Origin of the sequence: Superficieibacter electus, assembly GCF_002915575.1 — a bacterium.
Lineage (GTDB): Bacteria > Pseudomonadota > Gammaproteobacteria > Enterobacterales > Enterobacteriaceae > Superficieibacter > Superficieibacter electus.
Window position 1 is genome coordinate 19,092 of record NZ_PQGD01000001.1, and the last position, 24,997, is coordinate 44,088.

General features: G+C 49.1%; 25 protein-coding genes, 2 tRNA genes and 1 pseudogene. 12 read left to right on the top strand and 16 right to left on the bottom strand.

Annotated elements, in window-relative coordinates; translation table 11 throughout:
• Positions 1-103 precede the first annotated feature (103 nt).
• Positions 104-289, bottom strand: coding sequence for a YodC family protein (locus CHU32_RS00130; protein ID WP_103674073.1), 186 nt, complete (start codon positions 287-289; stop codon positions 104-106).
• A gap of 76 nt (positions 290-365) precedes the next feature.
• Positions 366-1,280, bottom strand: a complete 915-nt coding sequence (locus tag CHU32_RS00135; protein WP_369522142.1) for a DUF808 domain-containing protein — start codon at positions 1,278-1,280, stop codon at positions 366-368.
• 174 nt (positions 1,281-1,454) lie between these two features.
• On the opposite strand from CHU32_RS00135, the gene yedA reads away from it, so the two are divergent.
• Entirely contained in the window at positions 1,455-2,366 is a 912-nt protein-coding gene (gene yedA / locus CHU32_RS00140) for a drug/metabolite exporter YedA (RefSeq protein WP_103674075.1), read from the top strand.
• On the opposite strand, the gene CHU32_RS00145 is transcribed toward yedA, so the two are convergent.
• From CHU32_RS00145 to drpB, 4 genes are read right to left on the bottom strand one after another with little or no spacing between them, the layout of a single operon-like run.
• Entirely contained in the window at positions 2,356-2,796 is a 441-nt protein-coding gene (locus CHU32_RS00145) for a very short patch repair endonuclease (protein WP_245880165.1), read from the bottom strand. The two genes, yedA and CHU32_RS00145, sit on opposite strands and share 11 nt — an antisense overlap.
• Before the next feature lie 22 nt (positions 2,797-2,818).
• Positions 2,819-4,249 (bottom strand): DNA cytosine methyltransferase, encoded by a 1,431-nt coding sequence (locus tag CHU32_RS00150; protein ID WP_103674077.1) that lies wholly within the window; start codon positions 4,247-4,249, stop codon positions 2,819-2,821.
• Positions 4,250-4,307: 58 nt separating this feature from the next.
• On the bottom strand, positions 4,308-5,003 hold the full coding sequence (locus CHU32_RS00155; RefSeq protein ID WP_103674078.1) for a phosphohydrolase: 696 nt from the start codon (positions 5,001-5,003) through the stop codon (positions 4,308-4,310).
• A gap of 21 nt (positions 5,004-5,024) precedes the next feature.
• Positions 5,025-5,294, bottom strand: coding sequence for a cell division protein DrpB (drpB, locus tag CHU32_RS00160; RefSeq protein ID WP_103674079.1), 270 nt, complete (start codon positions 5,292-5,294; stop codon positions 5,025-5,027).
• A gap of 620 nt (positions 5,295-5,914) precedes the next feature.
• Between drpB and CHU32_RS00165 the strand changes: the two genes are divergently transcribed.
• Complete coding sequence (locus CHU32_RS00165) at positions 5,915-7,129, top strand: porin (protein ID WP_103674080.1); 1,215 nt, start codon at positions 5,915-5,917, stop codon at positions 7,127-7,129.
• 164 nt (positions 7,130-7,293) lie between these two features.
• Here the strand turns inward: CHU32_RS00165 and CHU32_RS00170 are convergent.
• A tRNA-Ser gene (locus CHU32_RS00170) sits at positions 7,294-7,383 on the bottom strand.
• A gap of 93 nt (positions 7,384-7,476) precedes the next feature.
• On the opposite strand from CHU32_RS00170, the gene mtfA reads away from it, so the two are divergent.
• The 7 genes from mtfA to CHU32_RS00205 all read left to right on the top strand — a co-directional run bounded on the left by mtfA (position 7,477) and on the right by CHU32_RS00205 (position 13,680).
• The gene (mtfA, locus tag CHU32_RS00175) at positions 7,477-8,271 is read left to right on the top strand and encodes a DgsA anti-repressor MtfA (RefSeq protein ID WP_103674081.1); all 795 of its coding nucleotides are present in this window, start codon (positions 7,477-7,479) and stop codon (positions 8,269-8,271) included.
• A 100-nt stretch (positions 8,272-8,371) separates the two neighbouring features.
• Positions 8,372-8,447, top strand: a tRNA-Asn gene (locus CHU32_RS00180).
• A gap of 574 nt (positions 8,448-9,021) precedes the next feature.
• Entirely contained in the window at positions 9,022-9,759 is a 738-nt protein-coding gene (gene aztA, locus CHU32_RS00185) for a zinc ABC transporter ATP-binding protein AztA (protein WP_103674082.1), read from the top strand.
• On the top strand, positions 9,756-10,613 hold the full coding sequence (gene aztB / locus CHU32_RS00190) for a zinc ABC transporter permease AztB (protein ID WP_103674083.1): 858 nt from the start codon (positions 9,756-9,758) through the stop codon (positions 10,611-10,613). Before aztA ends, aztB begins: the two co-directional genes overlap by 4 nt.
• A gap of 31 nt (positions 10,614-10,644) precedes the next feature.
• Positions 10,645-11,592 (top strand): zinc ABC transporter substrate-binding protein AztC, encoded by a 948-nt coding sequence (gene aztC / locus CHU32_RS00195; RefSeq protein ID WP_103674084.1) that lies wholly within the window; start codon positions 10,645-10,647, stop codon positions 11,590-11,592.
• A 36-nt stretch (positions 11,593-11,628) separates the two neighbouring features.
• Positions 11,629-12,876, top strand: coding sequence for a zinc metallochaperone AztD (aztD, locus tag CHU32_RS00200; RefSeq protein ID WP_103674085.1), 1,248 nt, complete (start codon positions 11,629-11,631; stop codon positions 12,874-12,876).
• Between the two features lie 87 nt (positions 12,877-12,963).
• A complete protein-coding gene (locus CHU32_RS00205; protein ID WP_103674086.1) occupies positions 12,964-13,680 on the top strand; it encodes an oligogalacturonate-specific porin KdgM family protein in 717 nt (238 codons plus the stop codon).
• A 92-nt stretch (positions 13,681-13,772) separates the two neighbouring features.
• Here CHU32_RS00205 and CHU32_RS00210 read toward each other — a convergent pair whose 3' ends face one another.
• From CHU32_RS00210 to hisI, 5 genes and pseudogenes are all read right to left on the bottom strand, one after another.
• The gene (locus tag CHU32_RS00210) at positions 13,773-14,033 is read right to left on the bottom strand and encodes a hypothetical protein (protein WP_103674087.1); all 261 of its coding nucleotides are present in this window, start codon (positions 14,031-14,033) and stop codon (positions 13,773-13,775) included.
• Positions 14,034-14,251: 218 nt separating this feature from the next.
• Complete coding sequence (locus CHU32_RS00215) at positions 14,252-15,436, bottom strand: NAD(P)/FAD-dependent oxidoreductase (protein WP_103674088.1); 1,185 nt, start codon at positions 15,434-15,436, stop codon at positions 14,252-14,254.
• A gap of 266 nt (positions 15,437-15,702) precedes the next feature.
• Positions 15,703-16,331, bottom strand: a pseudogene (gene hemB / locus CHU32_RS00220) (porphobilinogen synthase); the annotation flags it as partial.
• Positions 16,332-16,518: 187 nt separating this feature from the next.
• The gene (zigA, locus tag CHU32_RS00225) at positions 16,519-17,742 is read right to left on the bottom strand and encodes a zinc metallochaperone GTPase ZigA (RefSeq protein ID WP_103674089.1); all 1,224 of its coding nucleotides are present in this window, start codon (positions 17,740-17,742) and stop codon (positions 16,519-16,521) included.
• 22 nt (positions 17,743-17,764) lie between these two features.
• Positions 17,765-18,184, bottom strand: a complete 420-nt coding sequence (gene hisI, locus CHU32_RS00230) for a phosphoribosyl-AMP cyclohydrolase (protein ID WP_103674090.1) — start codon at positions 18,182-18,184, stop codon at positions 17,765-17,767.
• A gap of 154 nt (positions 18,185-18,338) precedes the next feature.
• Here hisI and CHU32_RS00235 point away from each other — a divergent pair, with 154 nt between their 5' ends.
• The gene (locus CHU32_RS00235; protein WP_103674091.1) at positions 18,339-18,860 is read left to right on the top strand and encodes a Fur family transcriptional regulator; all 522 of its coding nucleotides are present in this window, start codon (positions 18,339-18,341) and stop codon (positions 18,858-18,860) included.
• Between the two features lie 382 nt (positions 18,861-19,242).
• On the opposite strand, the gene CHU32_RS00240 is transcribed toward CHU32_RS00235, so the two are convergent.
• From CHU32_RS00240 to CHU32_RS00250, 3 genes are read right to left on the bottom strand one after another with little or no spacing between them, the layout of a single operon-like run.
• Positions 19,243-20,247 carry a FecCD family ABC transporter permease gene (locus tag CHU32_RS00240; RefSeq protein WP_103674092.1) on the bottom strand — a complete coding sequence of 335 codons (1,005 nt, stop codon included), beginning with the start codon at positions 20,245-20,247 and terminating at the stop codon, positions 19,243-19,245.
• Positions 20,247-21,203: an ABC transporter substrate-binding protein gene (locus CHU32_RS00245; RefSeq protein ID WP_103674093.1), complete on the bottom strand. Its 957-nt coding sequence runs from the start codon at positions 21,201-21,203 to the stop codon at positions 20,247-20,249. Before CHU32_RS00245 ends, CHU32_RS00240 begins: the two co-directional genes overlap by 1 nt.
• 22 nt (positions 21,204-21,225) lie before the next feature.
• Positions 21,226-22,053, bottom strand: a complete 828-nt coding sequence (locus tag CHU32_RS00250) for an ABC transporter ATP-binding protein (protein ID WP_103674094.1) — start codon at positions 22,051-22,053, stop codon at positions 21,226-21,228.
• Between the two features lie 319 nt (positions 22,054-22,372).
• Between CHU32_RS00250 and CHU32_RS00255 the strand changes: the two genes are divergently transcribed.
• Together CHU32_RS00255 and CHU32_RS00260 are read left to right on the top strand one after the other, a co-directional pair.
• On the top strand, positions 22,373-22,966 hold the full coding sequence (locus tag CHU32_RS00255; RefSeq protein ID WP_103674095.1) for a substrate binding domain-containing protein: 594 nt from the start codon (positions 22,373-22,375) through the stop codon (positions 22,964-22,966).
• 287 nt (positions 22,967-23,253) lie between these two features.
• Entirely contained in the window at positions 23,254-23,628 is a 375-nt protein-coding gene (locus CHU32_RS00260) for a hypothetical protein (protein WP_103674462.1), read from the top strand.
• Between the two features lie 307 nt (positions 23,629-23,935).
• Here CHU32_RS00260 and CHU32_RS00265 read toward each other — a convergent pair whose 3' ends face one another.
• Positions 23,936-24,997 (bottom strand): ABC transporter ATP-binding protein, encoded by a 1,062-nt coding sequence (locus tag CHU32_RS00265; RefSeq protein WP_103674096.1) that lies wholly within the window; start codon positions 24,995-24,997, stop codon positions 23,936-23,938.

Below are 24,997 nucleotides of genomic sequence, written 5' to 3' on the forward strand. Positions count from 1 at the left end.
TGCAAACTCCAGGCGTCGCCTTCTCTGACCAGGATCTTGCCGGGATGAGTAAAATACCCGGCTTATGGCAAACCGGGCTTCATGGGGGAGACACAGAACCTTCTTATGCGTCTGAGCGATAGCGAAAATTGCCATTACCGGGTAACAATTCCTCTTCCCGGAACGCCTCACGTTTTACGCCAAAACCATCATACCAGCGGCACTCTACCATTCCGCTGGCATAGCCCGTGACAACCATTCGCCGCTCACCGTTTTTTGTCATAACTTCATCGCTGACCTTAAAGACCATTTTTGCCTCCGGTATCAGAGTGAAACTTTTTCACCTTAGACGAATTTCTGACGTTTTGCATACCCAAAAAGGATATTTAATGAGCAGGCTGACGCAAGCGCGACACCGTTTTCACCAGCGCCACGACAATCAGCCCGAGCACAAAACCGAGCAGCAGATTCGCCAGTGACGGGATCGCCCACTGGATTGCCGCGCTTTGATGCTCGCTAAAATGCTCAATGGCATGATGCAACGGCGCAATACCATGCACCACAATGCCCCCGCCGACCAGAAACATGGCCAGCGTGCCGACAACGGAGAGAATTTTCATCAGCCACGGGGCAATAAACAACAGCGCTTTGCCGGCGGCCTGCGCCAGTGCATTGGTTTTTTCCGCCAGCCAGTAGCCCATATCATCCAGCTTAACAATAATGGCAACAATTCCATATACGCCGATTGTCACAAGAACGGCGATCCCGGAGAGGATCAGCACCTGACTAAGCAGCGGCGCTTCGGCAACGATGCCAAGGGTGATCGCCACAATCTCTGCGGAGAGAATAAAATCGGTACGGATTGCGCCTTTGACTTTATCACGCTCGAAGGTTTTCGGGTCCTGTTTGGCAAGGGTGGCCAGGCGCTGCTGACGCGCTTCCGGGCTTTCTTTATGTTTACGGGCATGCAAACTGTGCAGGATTTTCTCTGCGCCTTCAAAACACAAAAATGCTCCGCCAATCATCAGCAACGGCGTAATCGCCCACGGCAGAAACGCGCTGATGAGTAACGCCAGCGGCACCAGGATCACTTTATTGAGAAGCGAGCCTTTTGCCACTCCCCAGACGACCGGTAACTCCCGATTGGCGCGGACGCCGGAAACCTGCTGGGCGTTAAGCGATAAATCATCACCCAGTACGCCAGCTGTTTTCTTTGCCGCCAGTTTTCCCATCATTGAGATATCATCAAGCAACGTGGCAATATCATCTAAAAGCGTTAACAAACTCGTTCCGGCCAAAATATCTTCCTTCGTTTAAAAACTTATCAAGTCAATAGTATGGAATAAAAGTGCCGACTCGGGTATAGCAGAATAATGTCAACATTTAATTAACACCCAAATTAAGATTAACTGTTCGCCAGGCGGATAGTTTTCACGTTTACTCTATGTGTCCTTTCTTTATTTCTGCGAGGCAGTATGCGTTTCAGGCAACTTTTACCGCTAATTAGTGCACTTTTTGCACTTTATATTATCTGGGGGTCCACCTACTTTGCGATCGGTATCGGGGTGAAAAGCTGGCCCCCCTTGCTGATGGCAGGCGTGCGTTTTTCCGCCGCTGGCGTGCTGCTAATGGCGTATTTAGCAATCAGCGGGCATCAACTGCCCGCGCTACGGCCCATTCTTAACGCCGCGTTAATTGGCGTGCTGTTACTCGCCGTAGGCAACGGTTTTGTTACCATCGCTGAGCATCAGCATGTGCCTTCCGGAATTGCGGCCGTCATGGTTGCTACCGTCCCACTATTTACGTTGTGTTTTAGTCGTTTCTTTGGCATTGCCACCCGTAAGCTGGAATGGCTGGGCATCGCAATTGGTCTGGCAGGGATCGTCCTGCTTAACAGTGGCGGAAACCTGAGCGGCAATCCCTGGGGCGCGATTTTAATCCTGATAGGTTCGGTAAGCTGGGCATTTGGCTCGGTCTATGGTTCGCGTATTGAACTGCCTGTCGGCATGATGGCTGGGGCGATTGAAATGCTGGCGGCAGGCATTGTGCTGTTGACTGCATCGTTCTTAACCGGTGAAAAATTAACCGCAATGCCGACATTGTCCGGTTTTCTGGCGGTCGGTTACCTTGCGATTTTCGGCTCGTTAATCGCCATTAATGCTTATATGTATTTAATTCGTAACGTCTCACCTGCCATTGCTACCAGCTATGCCTACGTTAACCCGGTTGTCGCTGTTTTACTGGGTACCGGTTTTGGTGGAGAAAGTCTGTCGGCGGTCGAATGGCTGGCGCTGGGCGTTATTATCTTTGCGGTGGTGCTGGTCACGCTGGGTAAATATCTCTTCCCGGCGCGCCCGGTAGTCACACCCTGCGAGATCAAGAAATAACGCAAAGTGGATGAATACCCTGAGTGTCGATCTGCGCGGCGTCACCACCACCGCAGATCCACTCTTCCAGCCGTTCACTCAGGGCGCTGTCGCTGAGTTTTTCGCGTCCGCGAAGTGCACACTCCCAGACGATTAACACTCGCCATCCCTGCTCTCTGAGGCGTATAACATCGCGTTTGTCACGTTCAACGTTTTTACCAATTTTTTCCAGCCAGAATTGCGTCCGCGTCGCCGGAACCTTAAATAAATAGCAGTCATGGTGATGCCAGAAACACCCGTGAGTAAAGATAACGCAACGGTAGTCGGCAATCACAAAATCCGGACGACCCGGTAAGCTGGCATCCTGTACGGTGAAAGTAAAACCGGGCGGCTCCAGCAACAGCGCCAGCCGTTTTTCAATAGCCGTGTCACGGGTGCCAATTGCCCGCATATTCTTACTGCGCGTGGCTTTATTATGGACGTCCACCTGACCCGGCCCTTTCTTTACGCAGCGCGACCGCCTGAAGAATACGCGGCTTGAGTAATTTTGCCACCGCGGCAAAAGCCGGGACCACGACCGAATTACCAAACTGGCGATAAGCCTGGGTATCGGATACCGGAATGCGGAACTGATAGCCCTGAGGCGCTTCAAACCCCATCAGGCGGGCGCACTCGCGGGGAGTCAGGCGACGCGGGCGACGCTGCTGATTTACCGCATCATCGAAATTCACCTCGCCTAAGGCCCGATCCCAGCCGCGATCCACGAGGATCTCCGCCCCGTCTTTGTAATAGCGGGCAGAAAGCGTGCGGGCAACACTGTGTGGGTTTGTCGGGTCAACCAGTCCAAAACCAAAGCCGTTGCCGCGCGCCTGATGCTTTTTCGCATAGCGGTAAAGATATTTCCACAGCACGGGCGTAAGAATAAATTTGGCATCCACGGTGGGTTCCAACAGCTCCGCAAAACTCAGGCGTCGCTCAGGGTAGAGCGCGGGCAGATCGCGCAAAGTAAATCCTTTGTGCAGATTAAGATCGCGGCGAAAACCCACCAGCACAATCCGCTCGCGGTGCTGGGGCAGAAAATGTTGACCATCAATAATTTTTGGATCGTCCGCCCCCATCTCTGCAGCATCTGAGACTTCATAGCCCAGTTCATCGAGCGTTTGCATGATGATACGGAACGTTTTCCCGCCGTCATGACTCTTCAGATTTTTAACGTTTTCCAGCACGAAGACAGGCGGGCGACGGGCGTCGATAATCCGCACCACATCAAAGAACAGCGTGCCCTGCGTATCGCAGGCAAAACCATGGGCGCGGCCCAACGCATTTTTCTTCGACACGCCAGCCAGTGAAAAAGGCTGGCAGGGAAAGCCCGCCAATAACACGTCATGCTGAGGAATGACGCGACGGATGTGTTCTGCGGCCTGCTGATCGCTAATCTGAGGCTGATGGCTTAGCGTAACGTCACGAATATCCTCGTTAAAATGATGCTGCTCCGGGTCACAGTACCAGTTCGCTTTATAGGTACGCACTGCATGTTTATTCCACTCGCTGGTAAAAATGCATTGCCCGCCAATGGCTTCGAAACCGTGACGGATGCCGCCAATACCGGCGAACAGGTCGATAAAACGAAACGCATAATGCGGATGGTGGGCCGGAGGCGGTGGAAGCAGCGCGGCCAAATGAGCCTGCTCATTTTCGCTCAGTCGCAGCCAGGCCCGCTCACTGGTTGCCACTCGTTTGAGAATGGCTGGACTCCAGTGGTTTTCCCCCAACGCACTTAGTTCGGCGACCAGCGTTTTCACGTCATAAATCGCCATCACCTGGCGCAGCAACGCATGGACGCGGGAAGATGGCGTTTGCGCGTCGGGCTCTGCTGGTGCCAGGAGAGAAAGGTTTTCCTGCATAACATTAACCGGAGAAGACAAATATTTCTCAGAGTATCATAAATTTGCCGCCAGCGTTTCAGCCCTTCGGCGTAAAACGCGCAAGCACCTGCTCATCCAGCGAATCATGGCTCCCCTGTAACTCAGCGCTAAGCTTTGCCATATAGTGTACGAGAAAACGGGCATTCTCCCGTGCCAGCGCCCTGCCCTTTACCGTTTGCATTGTTGCAGGCAGACGCAATAGCTTCTGCTGAAAATGATCCAGCGCGAAGGCCCGGTCATCCAGCACCCGAGTTTCGGCAAAGGGATCGTCCGCGTCAAAAAGCGCAACGTTGAGGGAACCCGCCACGGCAAAAACTCGCGCCAGCCCGATCGCCCCCAACGCCTCCAGCCGATCGGCGTCCTGCACAATTCGTGCTTCCTCCGTGCGTGGTCCAATTGCGGCACTATAGCTATGGGCTTCAATCGCATGCATCACCATTGAATAGCGCTCTGCAGGAAAATCGGCAAAGTCTGTCGCCAAAATGCGCCGGGTTTTCTCTGCCGCCAGTTGCGACGAGCGGTGACGCTGCGGGTCATTCTTCGGCAGGCTGACGATATCATGGAAATAGCAGGCGGTAAGGATAACCAGTTCATCCACCACAAGCCCTTGCGCAAGCTGACGGGCCGTGCTCCATACCCGACGAAAATGTGCCAGATCGTGAGCAGCATCTGCGCTGTGATAATGCTGTTGAAACCAGCGTTCATAACGTTGCTGCCAGAAGATAAGGTCCATAACATTCCTGCAAATAAGTCATTAAAGGTCCGGCTGACGAGCACGCGTATACCATGCCAGCCCACCTAAAAGCAGTGTAATCGAACTTAATACCAAAAATCCCAGCAGTGCACCAAGCCATTTACCGGTTGCCGTTCCCCAGTCTCCGTCTACTGTCGCGCCGGGAATGCTCTGCACGTGGCTCACCACCCAGCAATAGCGCACCATGGCCCAGGCAAAGTAGCCGCAAAAGCCATAAAATAGCCAGAGTGCCAACTTTCCACCCGGGCTACGGCTCATTTTTTCGTCCATAAAATTATCTCTTGTGATCATCGTTTCTTTATCTGGCAACCAATACGGTTTCACTACATCTGTGACAGCGTTCACAGTATAGTCAGGTTCTTGAGTCGGCCAGGGTAAATTAATTAAAAATATATATGAAAATATATTTAAAATTCATCAAACAAATACAAATAATATAAAAAATCGCTTTATTTAGAAAATTAACTATGTAACTATTAGCCCGTTATTAGCCTTTTGTTGTTACCACTGCACTTGTTATTATTCTATGTATTGTTGTCATCGACAAGCCTGACTACGCCGTCAGGCTTTTTTTTTGGTGGCTCATAATTCATACGCATTATCTATATAAAAACCATTTCAATCATCAACATGAATTAAATTTACATTTGATATACTTAAATGTTCAACATAAATTAAATAAATGCCAATTTATCAATAAGTTAAATGACAAGAGATGCATTCATAACAAGTGTGAATTCCAGAGTCTTTAGAAACACTTTGTAATGTTAGATATAATTTACTTACATCTTTCCTTGCAATTATAATGAACTTAATAGAATAGTATCAGATGTGTGATCCAGATCGGATTACATATATTCATAAAAATTATCCCTGGAAGGAAATATATAATGAAAAGAAAAGTACTGGCGATTATTGTGCCTGCCTTATTAATGGCAGGTGCTGCAAATGCGGCCGAAATCTATAACAATAATGGCAATAAATTTGATATTAATGCCAAAGTTGATGCCCGTCATACCTTCTCAGATGACACAGGTAATGATGGCGATGAAACGTATATTGAAGTAGGTTTCAGAGGCGAAACGCAGATCACCAATGACACCGATGGCAACAATGCATTGACCGGCTTCGGCGAGGCGTTGGGTAAAGTTATCGCCAGCGATACTGAAAATAGCGGCGGTAACGGTTATATGAAACTGGCGTATGCTGGTCTGAAATTCGGCCAGGCAGGCTCTTTCGATTATGGCCGTAACTACGGCGTGATTTATGACGTTGAAGCCTATACCGATATGCTGCCCGTCTTCGGTGGGGATTCCTACACCTGGACCGATAACTATATGGTTGGCCGTGCTAACGGCGTTGCCACCTACCGTAATACCGACTTCTTCGGTATGGTGGACGGCTGGAATTTTGCGCTGCAATATCAGGGCAACAACGAAAACGGCGGCACCGATGACGGCCTGAATGAAGGAACCAAAAACCGTCATGATGGCGACGACTTCCGCCTCGACAACGGTGACGGTTTCGGGATGTCCACCAGCTACGACTTTGACTTTGGCCTGAGCCTGGGTGCAGCCTACTCCAGTTCTGACCGTACTGACGAGCAGGTTGCTGCTGGCCTTCATCATAATAACCGTTACAGCAAATACGCAGGCGGTGATACTGCTGAAGCCTGGACGGTGGGTGCGAGATACAGCGCCAGCGTTATGGGCAATGACGAACTGTATTTGGCAATGATGTACGCTGAAACCCGTAATATGACGCCTTACGGAACTGATGGTATCGCCAACCAGACCCAGAACTTCGAAGCTGTAGCACAGTATCAATTCGATTTTGGTCTGCGTCCAACGTTAGCCTGGGTTTACTCCAAAGGCAAAGACATGGGCGGCTATAAAGGCAGACACGATAACCGTTCTGTCATCGAATATACCGATAAAGCGCTGGTTAACTATATCGACATTGGCGCAACCTACTACTTTAATAAAAACTTCTCCACCTACGTTGATTACAAAATCAACCTGCTGGACGAAGATGTTAACTTCTATGATGAAAACGGTATTTCCACCGATGATATCGTGGGTGTAGGTCTGGTCTATCAGTTCTGATTTTCACGCTTCAACGAAGCCCGCCGCGTGCGGGCTTTTTTGTTTTAATAAAAGAGCATTCCGATCGCGCCAGGCCGTAAGCGGTTATAAAATAATCATTGGTGGGTAAAAAAAGCAACTGTGACGAGTGTCGTTGAAAGCGAAGCGGGTAAGTGTTTGAATAATGGCGGAGAGAGGGGGATTTGAACCCCCGGTAGAGTTGCCCCTACTCCGGTTTTCGAGACCGGTCCGTTCAGCCGCTCCGGCATCTCTCCGTTTTGATGGTTGCAATAATGCCAGGAAATTTGGCATTTTAACAGTCCCAGTCCCTTCAATTATGTTCAAGTGATGAGTTTGCGAGCAAAACGATGATTAAGTGGCCCTGGAAAGCACATGAATCACCCCGTAGCCCTGATTTCCCGTGGGAGCAGGCCCTTGCGATCCCTGTTTTAGCCAGCTTATCAATAGATGAGCAGGCGAAACTTATCCAGCTTGCCGAGCGTTTTGTTCAGCATAAACGCATTGTCGCCCTACAAGGTCTTGAGCTGGATACACTACAAAACTGTCGCATCGCCCTGCTCTTCTGCCTGCCGGTACTGTCGTTGGGCATCGAGTGGCTGGATGGTTTTCATGAGGTTCTGATTTACCCGGCACCTTTTGTGGTTGATGACGAATGGGAAGATGATATCGGGCTGGTGCATAATCAGCGTCAGGTGCAATCGGGGCAAAGCTGGCAGCAAGGGCCAGTCATACTTAACTGGCTGGATATTCAGGACTCCTTTGACGCCTCAGGCTTTAATCTGATTGTGCATGAAGTGGCACATAAACTGGATACCCGTAATGGCGATCGTGCCAGCGGTGTCCCTTTTATCCCCCTGCGTGAAGTCGCTGGCTGGGAGCATGACCTGCACGCGGCAATGAACAATATTCAGGATGAGATTGATATGGTGGGGGAAAGTGCCTCCAGCATTGATGCCTATGCGGCAACCGATCCAGCAGAGTGTTTTGCCGTGCTTTCAGAGTATTTTTTCAGTGCGCCAGAGCTTTTCGCTCCGCGCTTTCCGGCGTTGTGGCAACGTTTTTGTCGCTTCTATCAGCAGGACCCGCTTCAACGTCTTCGGGAAAACAGCGAACCGGAAAGCCGGCACTCGCTGGTACATTAAAAACGCAGTCTGAATCATTATTAACCAGTTGAATTAAGTGGTTAAATTTACCGTTGACATGAAACAAGGGGGCCAGTAATATGCGCCCCGTTCACACGATTCCTCTGTAGTTCAGTCGGTAGAACGGCGGACTGTTAATCCGTATGTCACTGGTTCGAGTCCAGTCAGAGGAGCCAAATTTTTATTTTCATGCCGCTTTATGAATTCCTGTCTACTGTCTGTTCAACAAGTTAGCGTGAAAATCCTTCCCGGTGCATTTTGATTTATCCTCCGTATCAGAAAAAATGCTGGTCAACTACGGGGACTGGTTAATGTGATAATGGCGTGACCCCATATGCCTCTTACCGACGCAAACATCCGCATTCGCAAGTCTTCTGATAACCCCTTTAAAGTCTCCGATTCTCACAGTTCCGGGTACCCCTCGCGCTATCTTTAGTTGGCTACGTTCCTGATGAGACGAGCGACCACGGTCTTCAGCAGTTATGTATCAGATCCAATAGCGGGATAAGGTGCCCTTATCGGCACCATTTTTATAGCAACAGCCTGATTCTCCACTCACTCCGCCAGTCTCGCTGTTATCTGAAGGCGTTGCCCCCCTTTTCTATTTTTTCTGAAACGATTATCAACTTTAGCGCTCCTTTAAACGTAGTTTCGTACCGCCACTCCATATCAAAAACAGATTAATCGTTTACATCACAATTGTTATGTTATAACGTTGCAAATAGTAACTAATTATATGGAATGGATGTCATGCACGATTTCTCTTTACGTTTTACAAATCTGGCGCTGGGCTATGAGGGTTTACCGGCGATACAAAATATTACCGGAACGATACAAAAAGGCACCCTTACTGCAATCATTGGCCCTAACGGTTCTGGTAAGTCAACTCTACTTAAAGGGATCGCAGGGATTCTCGCTCCGTTAAGTGGCTCCTGTACCATAGACCCAAATGCGCGCATTGCCTATCTGCCGCAGATAGCAGAATTGGATCGTACCTTCCCTGCCACCGTTGCCGATTTAGTTTCCCTCGGATTGTGGCCAGAAAGAGGATTGTTGCGTTCACACAGAGAGGAGGATCGAAAACGCCTTAACGATGCGCTGGTTTCCGTAGGATTAGCCGGATTTGAAAAAAGGCCACTCAGTGCATTATCCGGAGGACAACTTCAACGTGCGCTGTTTGCCAGGGTCATTCTGCAACAGGCAGATATCATCCTGCTTGATGAGCCGTTTAACGCGATCGACGCCTCTACAATCAATGATTTGCTCACCCTGATTAAAGCCTGGCACGCCGCAAAACGCACGGTACTGGCGGTGATGCACGATCTCAGCCTGGTCAGAAATCATTTCACACAGGCCATTTTCGTCAATGGAGAATTAATTGCCTGTGGCAGCACAGAACAGGTCTTAAACCATCGTGCGCTTTTACTGATGCAAGGGATGGATACTGCCGGTACGTTACCTGTACAGCATGAGACAGTGCACCAATGAACTCACTTTATGAATGGTTTCTGGCACCGTTTATGGAGTTCGGTTTTATGCGCCGGGCACTTTACGGCTCCTCTCTGCTTTGTTTAAGTGCCTGTCCGGTTGGTGTCTTTTTGACGTTACGAAGGATGAGCCTGGTGGGCGATGCGATGTCGCACGCAATCTTGCCTGGTGCGGCAATCGGCTTTTTGCTGTATGGATTAGATATCTTACCGATGACTCTTGGCGGGCTTGCCGCCGGCCTGATCGTCGCTATTTTTGCAGGTATGGTTTCGCGCTTAACCATTCAGAAAGAAGACGCATCAATGGCGGCTTTTTATTTAATCTCACTGGCGCTCGGCGTGCTTATTGTCTCGCTACGTGGGTCAAGCGTCGATCTTATGCATGTCCTGTTTGGCACTGTCCTTGCGCTTAATCAGGAAGCACTTATCTTAATCCTCTCCGTCTCCTTGCTGACTATTTCGCTGATATGGCTTTTCTGGCGCGCACTGATTGCAGAATGTCTTGACCCTTTATTTCTTCGCTCAGTTTCACGTCTGGGATCGTCAGTACATTTTATTTTCCTCTCCCTGGTGGTGCTTAATCTTGTCGCCGGTTTTCAGGCGCTGGGCACGTTACTTTCCGTTGGGGTAATGATCCTGCCAGCCGTAACGGCTCGGTTCTGGACGCAACGCGTCGTGACTCTGTGCATCGCGTCTATTCTGACCGGTTTGCTTTCCTGTGTAAGCGGCCTGTTATTTTCATTTCATTTTTCACTGCCTTCAGGACCCTCGATCATATTATCCGCAGGGTGTATGTATCTTTTTTCTGCTGCCGCAGTGATGGCGAAAGACATTCGCTTAAAGAAAATCCATTAATTTTTATTCACACCGAAGGGGGACATATTTAATGAGAAAATCAGGCATTATTCTTTTATATCAGTTAATGACATCACTACTATTTTTATTTGCTGCTATTCCGGCGACAGCAAAATTAAACGTCATCGCCAGTTTTTCAATTATTGGTGATATGGCGAAAAATATCGGTCAGGATCGCATTGAATTGCGTACCATTGTCGGCCCTAACGGAGATGCTCATGTTTATGAACCCTCTCCGTCTGATGCCATCGCTATGTCGAAAGCAGATGTTATTCTGGTCAATGGATTACAACTTGAAGGTTTCATTTCGCGCTTGATTGAGGCAAGCGAAACCTCCGCTCCGGTTATCGAAACGACAAAAGGCGCAGATATCCTTAGAGACCCGGCTGGCGGCCATTATCATTTTTACGATGGCAAAGCAGTTTTTCATGCTGCGCCATTTGATCCCCATGCATGGCAATCAGTAAGCAACGCCAGAATTTACGTGAAAAATATTACCGTGGCATTTTGCGCAAAAGATAAAAATAATTGTGATTTTTATCAGGCTAATGCCCGTGCCTATGATGAAAAGCTTGCTGCGCTGGAAAACGAAGTCATTAACGTTGTCGCGACCATCCCTGAAAAGAAACGGACGATAGTTGTCGGTCATAACGCATTCAAATACTTTGAGCGGGCCTATGGAATACGTTTCTTATCCCCCCAGGGCATATCCACAGAATCAGAAGCCTCTGCAGCGGATGTTGCAGGCATTCTGAAGCAAATAAAAGAAAATAACGCATCAGCAGTATTTTCCGAAAATATTTCTAATCCCCGCCTGGTTGAACAAATCGCCAGAGAAGCAGGCCTTGAGGTAGCGGGTGTTCTGTATACAGACGCCTTATCTGAGCCAGAAGGCCCGGCATCTTCATATATTGCGATGATGCAACATAACGTCACGACGATTGCTGCGGCAAGTCATCGTCGTAATTCCCAGCCATAAAAACTACACGATCATTTTATACCTATGGAGATAACGATGAAGAAACGCATACTGTCGACATCTATTTCGGCACTACTGTTGAGCTTTTCGGTGATGCCCGCGTTTGCAGATGAAGACGTCACCGCATGGCGACTGTTTGTGGCCGATCATGATAAACCTGTGGTCAATGTGATTGATGCACTGGATGGGGACAGGCTCGCAACATTTAACGTCAAAGGGCCTGCCAATTTATATCGCAGCGAAAGTGGCGCGACAGTGTTCGCCATTCAGGGAAGTGCCAACGTAGTATCAACCATTTCTTCCGGTATTGCCTTCCACGATCACGGAGATCATGCCGATATTGATATTGACGATGCCAAATTATTACCGCTCGAACTTACGGGTAAAAAGCCGGGTCACTTTGTTGAACGCCAGGGCAAAATTGCCCAGTGGTTCGACGGGGAAGACAACGCGCAGATCCTTGGAGAAAGCGCTGTCCTTAAAGGCCAAAAGGACATAACGAAAGTCAATGTTGTGGCACCGCATCACGGTGTGGCGGTTCCTTACGACAACTATGCGGTCGTTTCCATTCCCAACCCTGACGATGCCTCAAAACGTCCTGTTGGCGCTCGGGTGGTTGACCTGCAAGGTAAAAAAGTGGGTGAAGATGCCTTATGTCCTGGTCTGCACGGTTCCGCAGGGTCGGGTGACACTTTTGCCCTGTCATGCGAGACCGGTCTGTTGCTGATTACGCAGAAAAATGCGGCCCCCGTGATCAGGCACCTGCCCTATGCAAAAACATTGCCGGAAGGAAGCACCTCGACCCTGATTGGCGGTAAGGGAATGCAATATTTCATCGGTAATTATGGGCCAGACCGAATTATTCTGGTGGACCCGGCCGAAGCAAATAGCTTCCGCCTGGTTCAATTGCCGACCCGCCGTGTCCATTTTGTGGTTGATCCGATACGCGCCAGGTTCGCCTATGTATTTACAGAAGATGGCAAACTAAACCAGATAGATATCCTCAAAGGGGAAATTACCCGGTCTGTGCGCGTGACAGACCCATACTCCATGGATGGCCACTGGAACGATCCTCGTCCGAGAATTGCCGTTGCTGACAATAAAATTTTTGTGACCGATCCGCTGAAAAGCAACATCATCGTGCTGGATGCCGTGTCCTTTAAAAAGATCAGCGACATTAGCGTCGAAGGGCAACCATTTAATATTGTTGCGGTGGGTGGTTCAGGAAAAGTTCATGGAGAGCATAACGGTCAGGAAGGACACGATCACGCTGCTCATCAGTAATTCAGTTTATTCAGTAGATCTGCCTGGTGCGGGTCTACTGACTTAATTTGATACCTCTGTTTTAAATATATTTTTGGGATGATATCAATGAATATCAAAGTATCTTTATTTGTACTCACCTCTTTGTGCAGTACGCAGGCTTTTGCGTTTAGCATCGACTATCGCCATGAAGTTCAGGATCGCGCTGAAAATAGCCATAAAGACAGGCTGCTGATCTCCCATCGTTTTAATAACGGCTTTGGCTTATCATCCGAAGTGAAGTGGAAAACCGGCGACAAAGAAGCAAGTAATAATAAGCTTTATCATGAAAATACCAGCGATGGTTTTGAAGTCACTCCCAGCTACCTGTATGGTTTTAACAAAATATTTTCACTTGAGGGTGGACTTAACCTGGTGTCTGATAGTGGTTATACTAATTACCGCCCCTACATAAAAAGTATCGTCAATATCACCGATAATGTTAACTGGTCATTACGCTATCGTCCTTTTTATAAACGATACAGTTCGAATATCCATACCGAAAAAGAAACCTCTGAGGATGGCGTAACCATTACCTCAGTGGTGGGATACCGTTTTCTGGAAAACTGGGGGCTGGACTACGAACTGGAATACCATAAAACAAATACTGCCTATTATGCACCGGTTGCCGACGGAAAGAGCTACCAGTGGACACATGATTTGAAACTGGCCTGGTCAGTGGATAAAAACTGGAAACCCTACTTTGCACTGGGCAATGTGGCAGGGAATAAATATACCGATGAGCGCCAGACCCGCTACCGCGTCGGTGTAACCTATAACTTTTAATAAGTTGATGCTGATGCATTTTATTCTCTGATAACGTGCATCAGCATTTTCAGGACAGGTTTGCCGCAGCAATAATGAGGATGACGTAGCCCTTAAACCTTCTGACTGCGCAACATTGAACAGAAGGGGCAACCGCATCCGGCCACCGGTACGGCGGCACAGGTGCCCGTGGCCAGGTTAATGGCCTGGTTTTGTGCACCATAATGATGGTAAAAATTGCCGATGACGTTTTCTTCAACGGCGCGTAAGGGTTGCTTTGCACGATCTGCGTCAAAGGCGTCTTTTGCCTGAAAGGCCAGAGCCTGAGTAGAGGCCATGGTCAGAGACAACGCAATTATCTTACTGATTTTCATATCAACCTCTGTTTTTCAGGCAAAAACATTTGCAGTTACTTTTCATATAGCCATCATCATACGCCATGAAGTTATGAAATAACATCACATTTCCATCCAAGCAAAATAGGATATGAAGGTAAAAGACCGACCTGACTTCCCCTTACCCGTCACACCAGGACCTGTCCATAGCGGGCAGGCCTGGGGTCACAACTCATCAACTAAATCACCACGCAACACTATTGAGCGGCAGGAAAGTGTAATGTTGAAAATCCAGGAAAATCCTCAGCCCTTTTGCCAAGTAATCGTTGAGGAGAAAAATCACTCATAAGTGAGGAACGATTATCCTGAATAATCTCATCCGCACATAGCCTGCCCAGCAAGGGTGCCAGCGTCATTCCACTGTGCGTGACCATCAGGTAAACGCGCCGTCGGTCTGAGAGATAACCGATTCCCGGAAGGCCATCCGCCGGACGACAACGCTGCCCCACCGCGATATGTTCCAGCTGTGCTGGCTCCATATTATTGAACAGTTTTCGCAGCCGTCTGAGCATTTCATGACCGATATAGCTATCAACCTGTGCCGGGCTTGCCGGATTAGCAAAACTGTCCAGGTCTGGAGACTGAAGCAACAGACGCCCTCCACCTTCTGGCCGGACATTTAATCCCGGGGTAATCAGATTCGCCTGTAACTGGGTTAATACCGGACGCGTATAAGCTAAAAAACCACAGGCGATTTTATTGGGCTGATTCGGATCGATCATCGCCAGTTGCTGACCCACAAGCGCGGTCAATTCAGCAGACCATCTCCCCGCCGCAATGACCACACAGTCCCCCTGCCAGCGTTCACCGTCCGCAAGAACGATCCCTGCCCCGTTTTCGGTTTCGGTTAAATCAATTACTTCGCTTTGGGTTCTGAGTAAGGCATTGTAAACGTGAAGTTCAGAAATCAGCCATGCCATAAAAGCGGAAGGAATCAGTAAGCATTCACCAGGGAAATGCCAGATATCGCTGGCATGAGGGTCGACACGGATTTCAGGGACGCTGCGCTTAAGCGCATCCCTGGAAAGATGCTTAACCGGATAGTTTAGTGCCGCAAGGCGACTGACGCGCTCCTGCAACCGCTTCTGATCTGATGGCGCAACAGCCCATTCGTACGTCCCTGTCCTTTTAAGCCACTGACCTTCTGTCGTCCGCTCCTGCTGTAATCGGATATGCTCTGCTATAGCCAGCGCATTGAGGTGATGATAGCTTTCCGGCGCTTTGCCATTTGAATTAATCCACGCAAACGTCGTGCTGCTTGTCCCCGCCCCCACATGGCTGCGCTCAAAAACCGTCACGTCTGCTCCCTGTTGCGCCAGGGAGCGGGCCACAGAGAGCCCCAGCACACCGGCACCGATAACTGCTATTTTTTTGACCGACATTCCCGGCTCCTTTATATCAGTTGCCCGACACCATACTGTCTTGTGATTCTCCACCCAATACATTTAATACGACGTGCTTCAAGGGTGCGGAAACAAACGTGCTGGTTTTAACCATAATAACGTCCTCATCGTTGTTTTGCTGATAGCCATGATTCAGTGTCATTCACCATCAGCATGAGCAATAAAGTATAGAATTTTCCCGGCTCATCACGTGTGTACTGTGTTGTTATCATGCCGGGCAGTGAAGAGTTTTACTGATTACAAAATCAGTATTCTCCTTTATGTTGCTTAAGCCATTGCGCAACCTGACCGGCAAAATAAGTCAGTACGCCGCTTGCTCCGGCACGTTTGAAGCAAATAAGGGATTCAAACACTGTTTTTTCTTTGTCCAGCCAGCCTTGTCGAAAAGCGGCCATGTGCATCGCGTATTCGCCAGAAACCTGATAGGCAAAAACAGGGGCAGCAAAGGTGTTGCTGGCTTCCCGGATAATATCCAGATAAGGCATACCCGGTTTAACCATCACCATATCTGCCCCTTCCTGTATATCCTGGGCAATTTCATGCAGGGCTTCCCTCGCATTTGCCGGGTCCATCTGATAGTTTTTTTGTCGCGTTTACCAAGAGCCGCCGCAGACTGAGTGGCCTCGCGAAAGGGACCGTAATAATTCGAAGCATATTTCGCTGAATACGCCATGATTTGGGTATTAAACAGGCCCTGCGTTTCTAATGCCTGGCGAATATGTCCGATGCGGCCATCCATCATATCGCTGGGTGCGACGATATCGGCTCCCGCTTCGGCATGCGCCAGCGCCTGCCGGGTAAGAACGTCTTTTGTCGGCTCGTTCAAAACATAACCCGTCGCATCCACGAGGCCGTCCTGACCGTGGGACGTATACCCAGGCGTTTCTTTCACATCGTCTCGCAGTACTTGAAGATCCTAAAAACCAGGAGACCCGACACTTCGCCTCGCTCTACGGCCACCTTCATCTTGAGAGTATTATTGGCTGGTTAAAAAAGGCACAAGAAGAACTTTCGCAAGAATGACCGCACTTGATACCCGGCACGGGCCGGGTATCTTTCATTTAATTGTCAAACCAGGGTTCAATGGGGTCAGGATAGAGACACCAGTTTTGTGGCCCCTCAGTCATCTCTTCATCCGTTAACAGTGCTGCATTCAACCTGGAACGCAGCGCAGGTTCGTCCATGTTCATCCCGATAAAGACCAGCTCCTGTCTGGCATCACCAATACCTTCGACCCAGTTGGACATGATAAATTTCAGAGATTCATCATCCTCTGGCCAGCGCTCTTTTGGAACACTCGCCCACCACATCCCTCCCAGCCCCTGCCTTGCCACACCCCCCGCCTGAGACCATGACCCGGCGAAAGCGGAACGGCTTGCCAGCCAGAAGTAACCTTTGGATCTGACAACGCCCTTCAGGTCATTTTCCATCACCTGCCAGAATCGGGTTGGATGGAAGGGGCGACGGGCACGAAATACAAAACTGGTGATCCCATACTCCTCAGTTTCCGGGGTATGCTCGCCACGCAGTTCTTTAAGCCATCCTGGTGCCTCGGCCGCTTTATCAAAATCGAACAGTCGGGTATTCAATACCTCATCCAGAGGAACCTGACCGAACTGTGAAACAACAATTTTTGCGCGCGGATTAAGTGAGCGCAAAATTGCCATCAGCTGTGCTTTTTGCGCTTCACTGATCAGGTCAGCCTTATTAAGTATCAGCACATCACAAAATTCGATTTGATCGATTAACAGATCAACCACATTACGCTCATCGCCCTCCCCCAGAGATTCTCCCCGTGACTGAATACTGTCCTCCGAGCCATAATCATTCAGAAAATTGAAGGCATCAACAACGGTGACCATCGTATCAAGGCGAGCGACGGTTGAAAGGCTTTCGCCATCGTCACCCGCAAAAGTAAACGTTTCAGCGACAGGCAGCGGCTCAGAAATACCGGTAGACTCAATAACAAGTTGATCAAAACGGCCTTCTTTCGCCAGACGGTTAACTTCAAGCAGGAGATCTTCACGAAGCGTGCAACAAATACACCCATTACTCATTTCGACCAGTTTTTCATCGGTACGGGAAAGTTCAGCGCCCCCTTCTCTGACCAGAGCGGCGTCAATATTCACTTCCGACATATCATTGACGATCACGGCGACACGTCTGCCTTCCCGATTATTAAGGATGTGATTAAGTAAGGTTGTTTTCCCTGCGCCCAGAAAACCTGATAATACAGTGACGGGCAGGCGATTATCCTTTGTTAGGGTTTCAATTATTTCTGACATCTTTTCACATCTCCTCGAAATATTACGTCTCTGAAGTGGGCTTACCTGGATTAGTGAGCACAACTATCTCTTTTCCACGAATAGCGTTGTAGAAACAGCTACGCCGTCCCGTGTGGCAGGCTCCGCCAGTCTGATCAACCAACAGCAGTAATGCGTCACCATCACAGTCAAGTCGGATGTCATGTATTTTTTGCCTGCATCCTGATGTCGCACCTTTACGCCATAATGTTTGTCGTGACCTGGACCAGTAACACGCAAACCCCGTGGCGATCGTTTCTTCCAGCGCCTGTCGGCTCATCCAGGCCAGCATCAGTACCTCGCCGGTGTTATATTGCTGAGCGACCGCTGCAATAAGCCTTGTATTGCCCCAGGGAATAACCGGCATTATTTGATCTAAAGGGAAAAACTGCCCCGCATTCGCCTTTTCAAGTCTGTCAAACATTCGCGCCTCACACCCCTTTATGTTATGTTATAACGTAACATAAACACATTAGCCTTGCTATGCCTGTTCAGTAATGATTTAACACTGCCAGAGGTTTTGGTTACGAACAGATGGGGTGAGGATTCGGCCTGCATGGCGAGGGAAAACAAGTAAGATGACTGAAAAAACAACGACACCAGCCTGGCTGCATGCAAAAACCGGGGTTATTATTTCTGCATCAGAGCGTAGTATGCTGGATCAACTCAAGCCGGTACAAAGCGGTCAGCGCTTTCGTTTTACACCTCTGCGTCAGCTTGTTTATCTTTTTGTTTACCGCGCAAAGGATCAAGGTATTGGTGCCTACCAGATACTCGATATGATGAAGCGTCACAACCCGCAGGCACAGCCAGCAACCATCTATCGCTCCCTCAATTTTTTGCTAGAAACCCGACTCATTATTAAAATTGAAAGTAAAAGTAAATTTATCGTTAAAAAAGAAAGTATCAATGAAAAAACGAGTATCTATATGGTCTGTTCTGATTGCGGTTCTGTGAAAGAAATTTCTGACAGTACTTTTAAAGACATTTTAAAAAAAATCACAGATAAATCAGGATATATGATAAAGAATGATCACATTGAAATGAGTGTTATCTGCCCCCACTGCCAGTCCAGTTTAAAAACCTCACACGAGTGTTAGAGCAGTGCATGAAAACAATGATAGTGGATGACATCACGTACGTGGCAAAACCGGGTGTGCTAACAGCACTGCAGTACTCTATTGCAGCGTTCACACATTACCATTTAAACCACTCGCACGGTGCCCTGGAATATCATTCTCCGGGAAAATACCGGCAACTGCGCGCATCGTTAATTTAATCTACAAAAGCTGCACGGAGATAGTGCGCCAGGATCACTTGTGGTTGCCTCCCATACGGCAGGCATCGCTGAATGTCGGCCGTATATGATGAAAGCGCCTTGACCGTTAATGGCGTAATTTGCAGTTACTCTGCCTGACATTCATCAGGCAAAGACCCTGGTCTAGCGACTGTTTGCCCCGATACATGATATTTATAAAACCTTCATGAACCTGATTTGGTGAGCAAGGTAATAATAAACAACCCACCAATCCCTGCGGTAATGATGCCAATAGGCAGCTCCTGGGGAGCCAGTATTGTACGGCTCACAATATCACCACCGCATAACAGAACAGCGCCCCAGATGCCACACAGAGGTAGTAACCGCAGATGCTTAACACCCGAAAAATGCCGACATACATGTGGCACCATCAACCCGACAAAACCAATTACGCCAGTTAATGCCACCAGAAAAGACGTTGCCAGCGCACAGCAAAGGAAGATTTCCATACGCAGGCGACTGACGTTGATCCCCAGAGACACGGCAGTCTGTTCACCGGCCAGGACACCATCCAGCGAACGCCAGCGCAGGAGCACAAAGACACTCAGCAGTACCAGACTGAATAAGGCAAAAGGCAGATTTCCCCAGTTGGCAAGTCCCAGACCGCCAAGTGACCAGAATAGCACTGAGCTGGCCGCGCGTTGATCGCCTGAAAAAATCAGATAACTTGTTAACGCACCAAATAAAAAAGAGATCGCGAGTCCGCAAAGGACCAGATGCTCAGCACCACGCTGCTTCTTAAAATGGAACAACAATATCACTGCTATCGCGGAGCAGATCCCGCCGACAAATGCCGATACAGGAAGCGTTAATGGACCCAATCTGTCACCAAAACGCGTAATTACCAGTACCGCCCCGGCAGACGCACCGGATGACAAACCGAAGAGAAAAGGATCGGCTAAATCATTACGCGTGGTGGTTTGCAGGAGCGCACCAACCATCGCCAGACCTGCGCCCGTCAGGACGGCAAGAAGCGTCCTCGGGACACGTAAATCAGTCACAATCTTGCCGATCATCTCTGACACAGGAACATCCACCAGCTTTAATGCGCCCAGCACCTGCATTAGTGATAATGAAACTGTTCCAGTGGCAATGCTGAACAGCATCAGCCCGATCAGCACCACCACAGCAACCCACATCGCCCAGTGGTAACGGCACCATTTTGACATTATTGGTCTGCCTGCGGATACATCGCCTGAGCCAGTTTCTCAATGGCATGAATATTGGCCGGGCCAGGCGTCAGTTCCGTGTACTGCAGCTTCAGATAACGCTGATGTTTAACAGCTGGCGTCAGTTTCATCAATGGATGATTTTCCAGAAAATGACGCAGCGCATCTGCCCCGCTTCCTGTCTGATAGTCCAGCAGAATGATAAAATCCGGTTCAGTAGCAGCCACACTTTCCCATGAAGTGGTTCCCCAACTGGTATCCAGACTCTCCATTGCATTCTTACCGCCAGCCGCTTCTATAATGGCAGTAGGCATTGCATATTTACCGCTGGTAAACGGTTTGTCCTCGCCTGAATCATAGACAAAGACTTTCAGCGGATGGCTTCCTTTAGTGGGTTGGGGGAGCTCGCTCAGGGTTTTCTTCCAGCCACTTACCAGTGCCTGAGCGTCACTTCGTTTGCCAAAGATTTTTCCCAGGGTCAGTTCGTCGTTATAAAGCAGGTCCATCGTGGCTTTTTGTTTGTGTGCAGCGGTATGCACGCAACTTTCACTCAGGACAAAAGTTTTGATACCATATTTGCTAAGTGAGGACGGTGTCACCTCGCCACCCACTTTCATACCGTAATTCCAGCCAGCAAAGAAGAAATCAGGCTCAGCCTCCAGTAATGTTTCCAGTGAGGGATACTTCGGTGCCAGTTCAGGGATCGTCCCCATCGCCTGTTTAAATTCCGGCGTCATTTTGTACCAGCCGCTGATTCCGGTCAGCCCAACGATATGATCCTGCAAATTCAGCGCGAACGCCATTTCTGACATATTAAGATCGTTAATAATGGCTCTTTTCGGTGGTTCAGTGAATGTCACTGGAGTTCCACAACTTTCAATGGTGACAGGAAAATCAGCCGCGCTGGCGGCAGAAACGGATATCAACAACATTAAACTTACTACGATTTTTTTCATTATGGTTTCTCAGCCATTTAATTTAGGCACAGTGAGGAACTTCAAAAATACGCAACGCCTTGCCGGTATCGGGATGGGGCACGGTAAAGCTGGTTAAGCCAAAAACAGGATAAAGATATTCGGATATCAATACCCGCTCAGGGGCGTCACAGACAATCAACCGGCCTTGCGACAACAGAAGAATCCGGTCAGCAAATGACTCTGCCAGTGAAAGCTCATGCAGTACCGCCACTGCCGTGATCCCCTTATTTTTCACCAACGAAAGTAATTCCACTCGCGCAAGAGGATCGAGATGGTTGGTAGGTTCATCAAGCAGCACCAGCTCAGGTGTCTGAGCCAGTACCCGCGCAAGCGCTGCCCGCTGTTTTTCTCCGCCGGAAAGCGCAGACAGCGATCGCCTGCGTAACGGTTGTAATCCGGTTTCATTTATCGCTTTGGCTACAATTTCATCATGCACATGGCGCGGCAGATCCCGTGCGTAGGGGATTCGCCCCAAAGTCACATAATCCTCCAGGGTCAGCCTTATATCGGGGGTGTCACTTTGTGCCAGAACAGCAACCAGCCTGGCTCGCTGCTGGCGGGATAGCGCTGAAATGTCGTGACCCATTAACCGAATTTCGCCATTCAGAAGCGTTAGCTCCTGGCTTATTGCCCGAAGTAAAGAGGTTTTACCACTACCGTTAGGACCGACGATGGCCAGACACTCTCCCGCCCGGACCTCAAAATGAATATCTGAAAGGAGTTCACCGCCATCCGGGTGCGGTAAAGACTGAATATTGACGCTGAGGACGATCTCGTCAGAACCCGAGGCATCTTTTATCACCGGACTATTTACTGTAGTACGCTTCACATTGTTCCTGCCTGATATTGTTTTTACTACTCAGTCCTGCCGTCAGTCTCAGCATCAGATGCCGGATACCTATAGGATTGTCCGTTCCCTGGCAGTAAACGAATCCATTCTGCATAATTGCGCCATTCGTCTTGTCTCAACGCTGATTGCTCAGCCGCAGCAATTTAACCGTTTCGTCCGCAAAACCTGCTGGCAGACCCACTCAAGATGTCTCCCCTTGGTTAATATTGAATGTTATAACATAACAATTACTGAATCAACATACCGGATAGCGCAGTAAAAGAGTTGGGCTGGTGCATAACCATCATACTGCCCACAGATGGGCGCTATCTGTCAGCCGGAGTATTTTGATGACCGCATTATTGATCTTGTCCATGATAAATATGACATCGCGTTCAGAGGCGGTCAGATTACCGATTCTTCCCTCATCTCCCGGCAGGTTTGTCAGCTTCATCGGATTCTGGTTGCCTCCCCTGCTTATCTTGCACAATATGGTGTACCGAAATTACCCACTGATCTTATGTACCACAAACTCTTGACACGGCGTTTCCTGGGGGGAAAAACCGTTCCCTGGATTTTCAATACTGAGAATGGAAGCAGTCTCACCCTGGATACTCAGTCGGCACTAATGACGCTTTCCTCACCGGAAATCTTGACGCAAATGGCGGTTTCTGGTGTTGGTGTAGCGAATGTGGGCGTGCACCTGGCCTGGAAATATCTGGTGACCGGGCAACTAAAGGTGCTGCTATACGATATCCATAATCCCGGAAGTTTTGCAATGACATTGCAATACCCGCATCGTGCCCTTATTGCCCCACGTGTACGCGTTGTTGTTGATTATTTGCTGGATGCTTTTTCTCAGCAAGAGGAATTGCATGTGGAATTATCAGAACTGCAAGCGTTCAAAGCCTGATATTAAAAATCACATAAAATAATCAAGTCGATATTTAAGATATAAGATGTCAGTGCACCATTCTTACTGATGCCTTTTGATTTGACCCTCGGCATCAGGAAAACGGATGGTTGAATCTGAGCTCAGTAGCCATCTTCAGCACAGCTTACGTACAAGATAGCCGGTAATCCTTACTCACTTATCCCTGCCCAATGCATCATCAATCATGTAACTTTTGTTATTGCATGAAAGGAAGCATATCATATATCTTATGTTATTACATGAAATCTATGCAGAGAGAGTTTTCTATGTCATTCGCTTACGTTTTAGAACAGTTCTGGCTTTGTCTGGTCATTGCCCTGGTGTCCAGCTGTATTTCCATCACCGTTACGCAACAGGAAATGTTCCGTCCGCTACGGGAATGGGTAGTCAAAAAAAATGCCATGGCGGGCTATCTTTTCAGTTGTTTTTATTGTTTCAGCCACTGGGTCGTTTTTGCCGGTGTAGCCCTCTACCGACCCGTTCTTGTTCATTCAGAATTCTGGTTAGTAGACCTTACGGTCACGGCTTTCTTTACCATCGGTTTAACGGCTATGTTCAGCGGTATCATTCTGAAGGTCATGAGAAATGCCATCGCTAAAGCGATTGAAGAAAAGCACATGAAGGACCAACTCGGTTTATAGCATGTATAACGCTGTGCAATATGCCTCATTAAAGGCAGTACACTGCGCAAATCAGTTTTATATGGTCAGCGCGGGTAAAAATCCTCAGAGAGTAGGTCAGGATTTAATTATTATATCGTTAAGAACTAAGACGCACCCGGGCACCTCAGACTGATGGCCAACCTGATTTTGCTTTTTTTACGCCGTATGGCCGGGTGGTGGCTTCGCCTTACCCGGCCAACCAAACATTGAATATCAATGCGTTATGCTCTATCCACAGGCCTGTGCAAGCGAAGCGCCGCCAGGCATAATTCCATGGTATAACGCCTTAATTCAACCGCAGCCCGCTGGTTGCATCAAAAAGATGGGCATGGCGGGCGTCAGGCGCAATTTTCAGCGTTTCACCAGGCGTGGCTGTCACGCGCTGGTGAAACAGCGTAGTCACTTTTTGCTGACCGATGTTGAGCAGGATCTGGGTTTCGGAGCCGGTCGGTTCGACCACGTTAACCTGCGCATCAATCGCCGCCTCCGCCGTCAGGATAAAATGCTGCGGGCGGACACCGTAAACAACGCGCTGCCCGATATCCACGCCCGCGCCTTGCCTCACCGGCAGCGCTATGCCGTCATCCGTTACAACAACGCCCTGCTGCTCAACGCGTCCACTGAACAGATTCATCGAAGGCGATCCGATAAAACTTGCCACGAATGCATTGGCCGGACGGTCATACAGCTCCAGCGGAGTGCCGACCTGCTCGATATGCCCGTCACGTAAAACCACAATCCGGTCTGCCATGGTCATGGCTTCGATTTGATCGTGAGTGACATAAATCATGGTCGTATTCAGCCGCTGGTGAAGCGCTTTGATTTCGCTGCGCAGCTCCACACGCAGCTTCGCGTCGAGGTTTGATAACGGCTCATCGAAAAGAAACACGCGCGGGTGGCGCAATATCGCCCGTCCCATCGCAACCCGCTGGCGCTGTCCGCCGGAAAGCTGGGCGGGTTTACGGGTCAGCAAGGCTGTCAGTCCCAGCGTCTCCGCCGCCTGCCGCACCTGTTGATCAATTTGCGAGGCGGGCACACGCTGCATTTTAAGCGAGAAGCCGAGGTTTTCGGCGACCGTCATATGCGGATACAGCGCATAGTTCTGAAACACCATCGCCATATTGCGATCCTGCGGTGAGAGATCGTTAATCACCTCGCCTTCCAGCACCATCTCTCCGCCGTCAACGCTTTCCAGCCCGGCAATCATCCGTAACAACGTCGATTTTCCACAGCCGGAAGGGCCGACCAGAGCGATAAACTCGCCGCCTTGAATGGTCAGGTTCAGATCCGGGATGATGGTCTGACCGTTAAAGGTTTTACTGATATTATGTAGTTTCAGCGTTGCCAT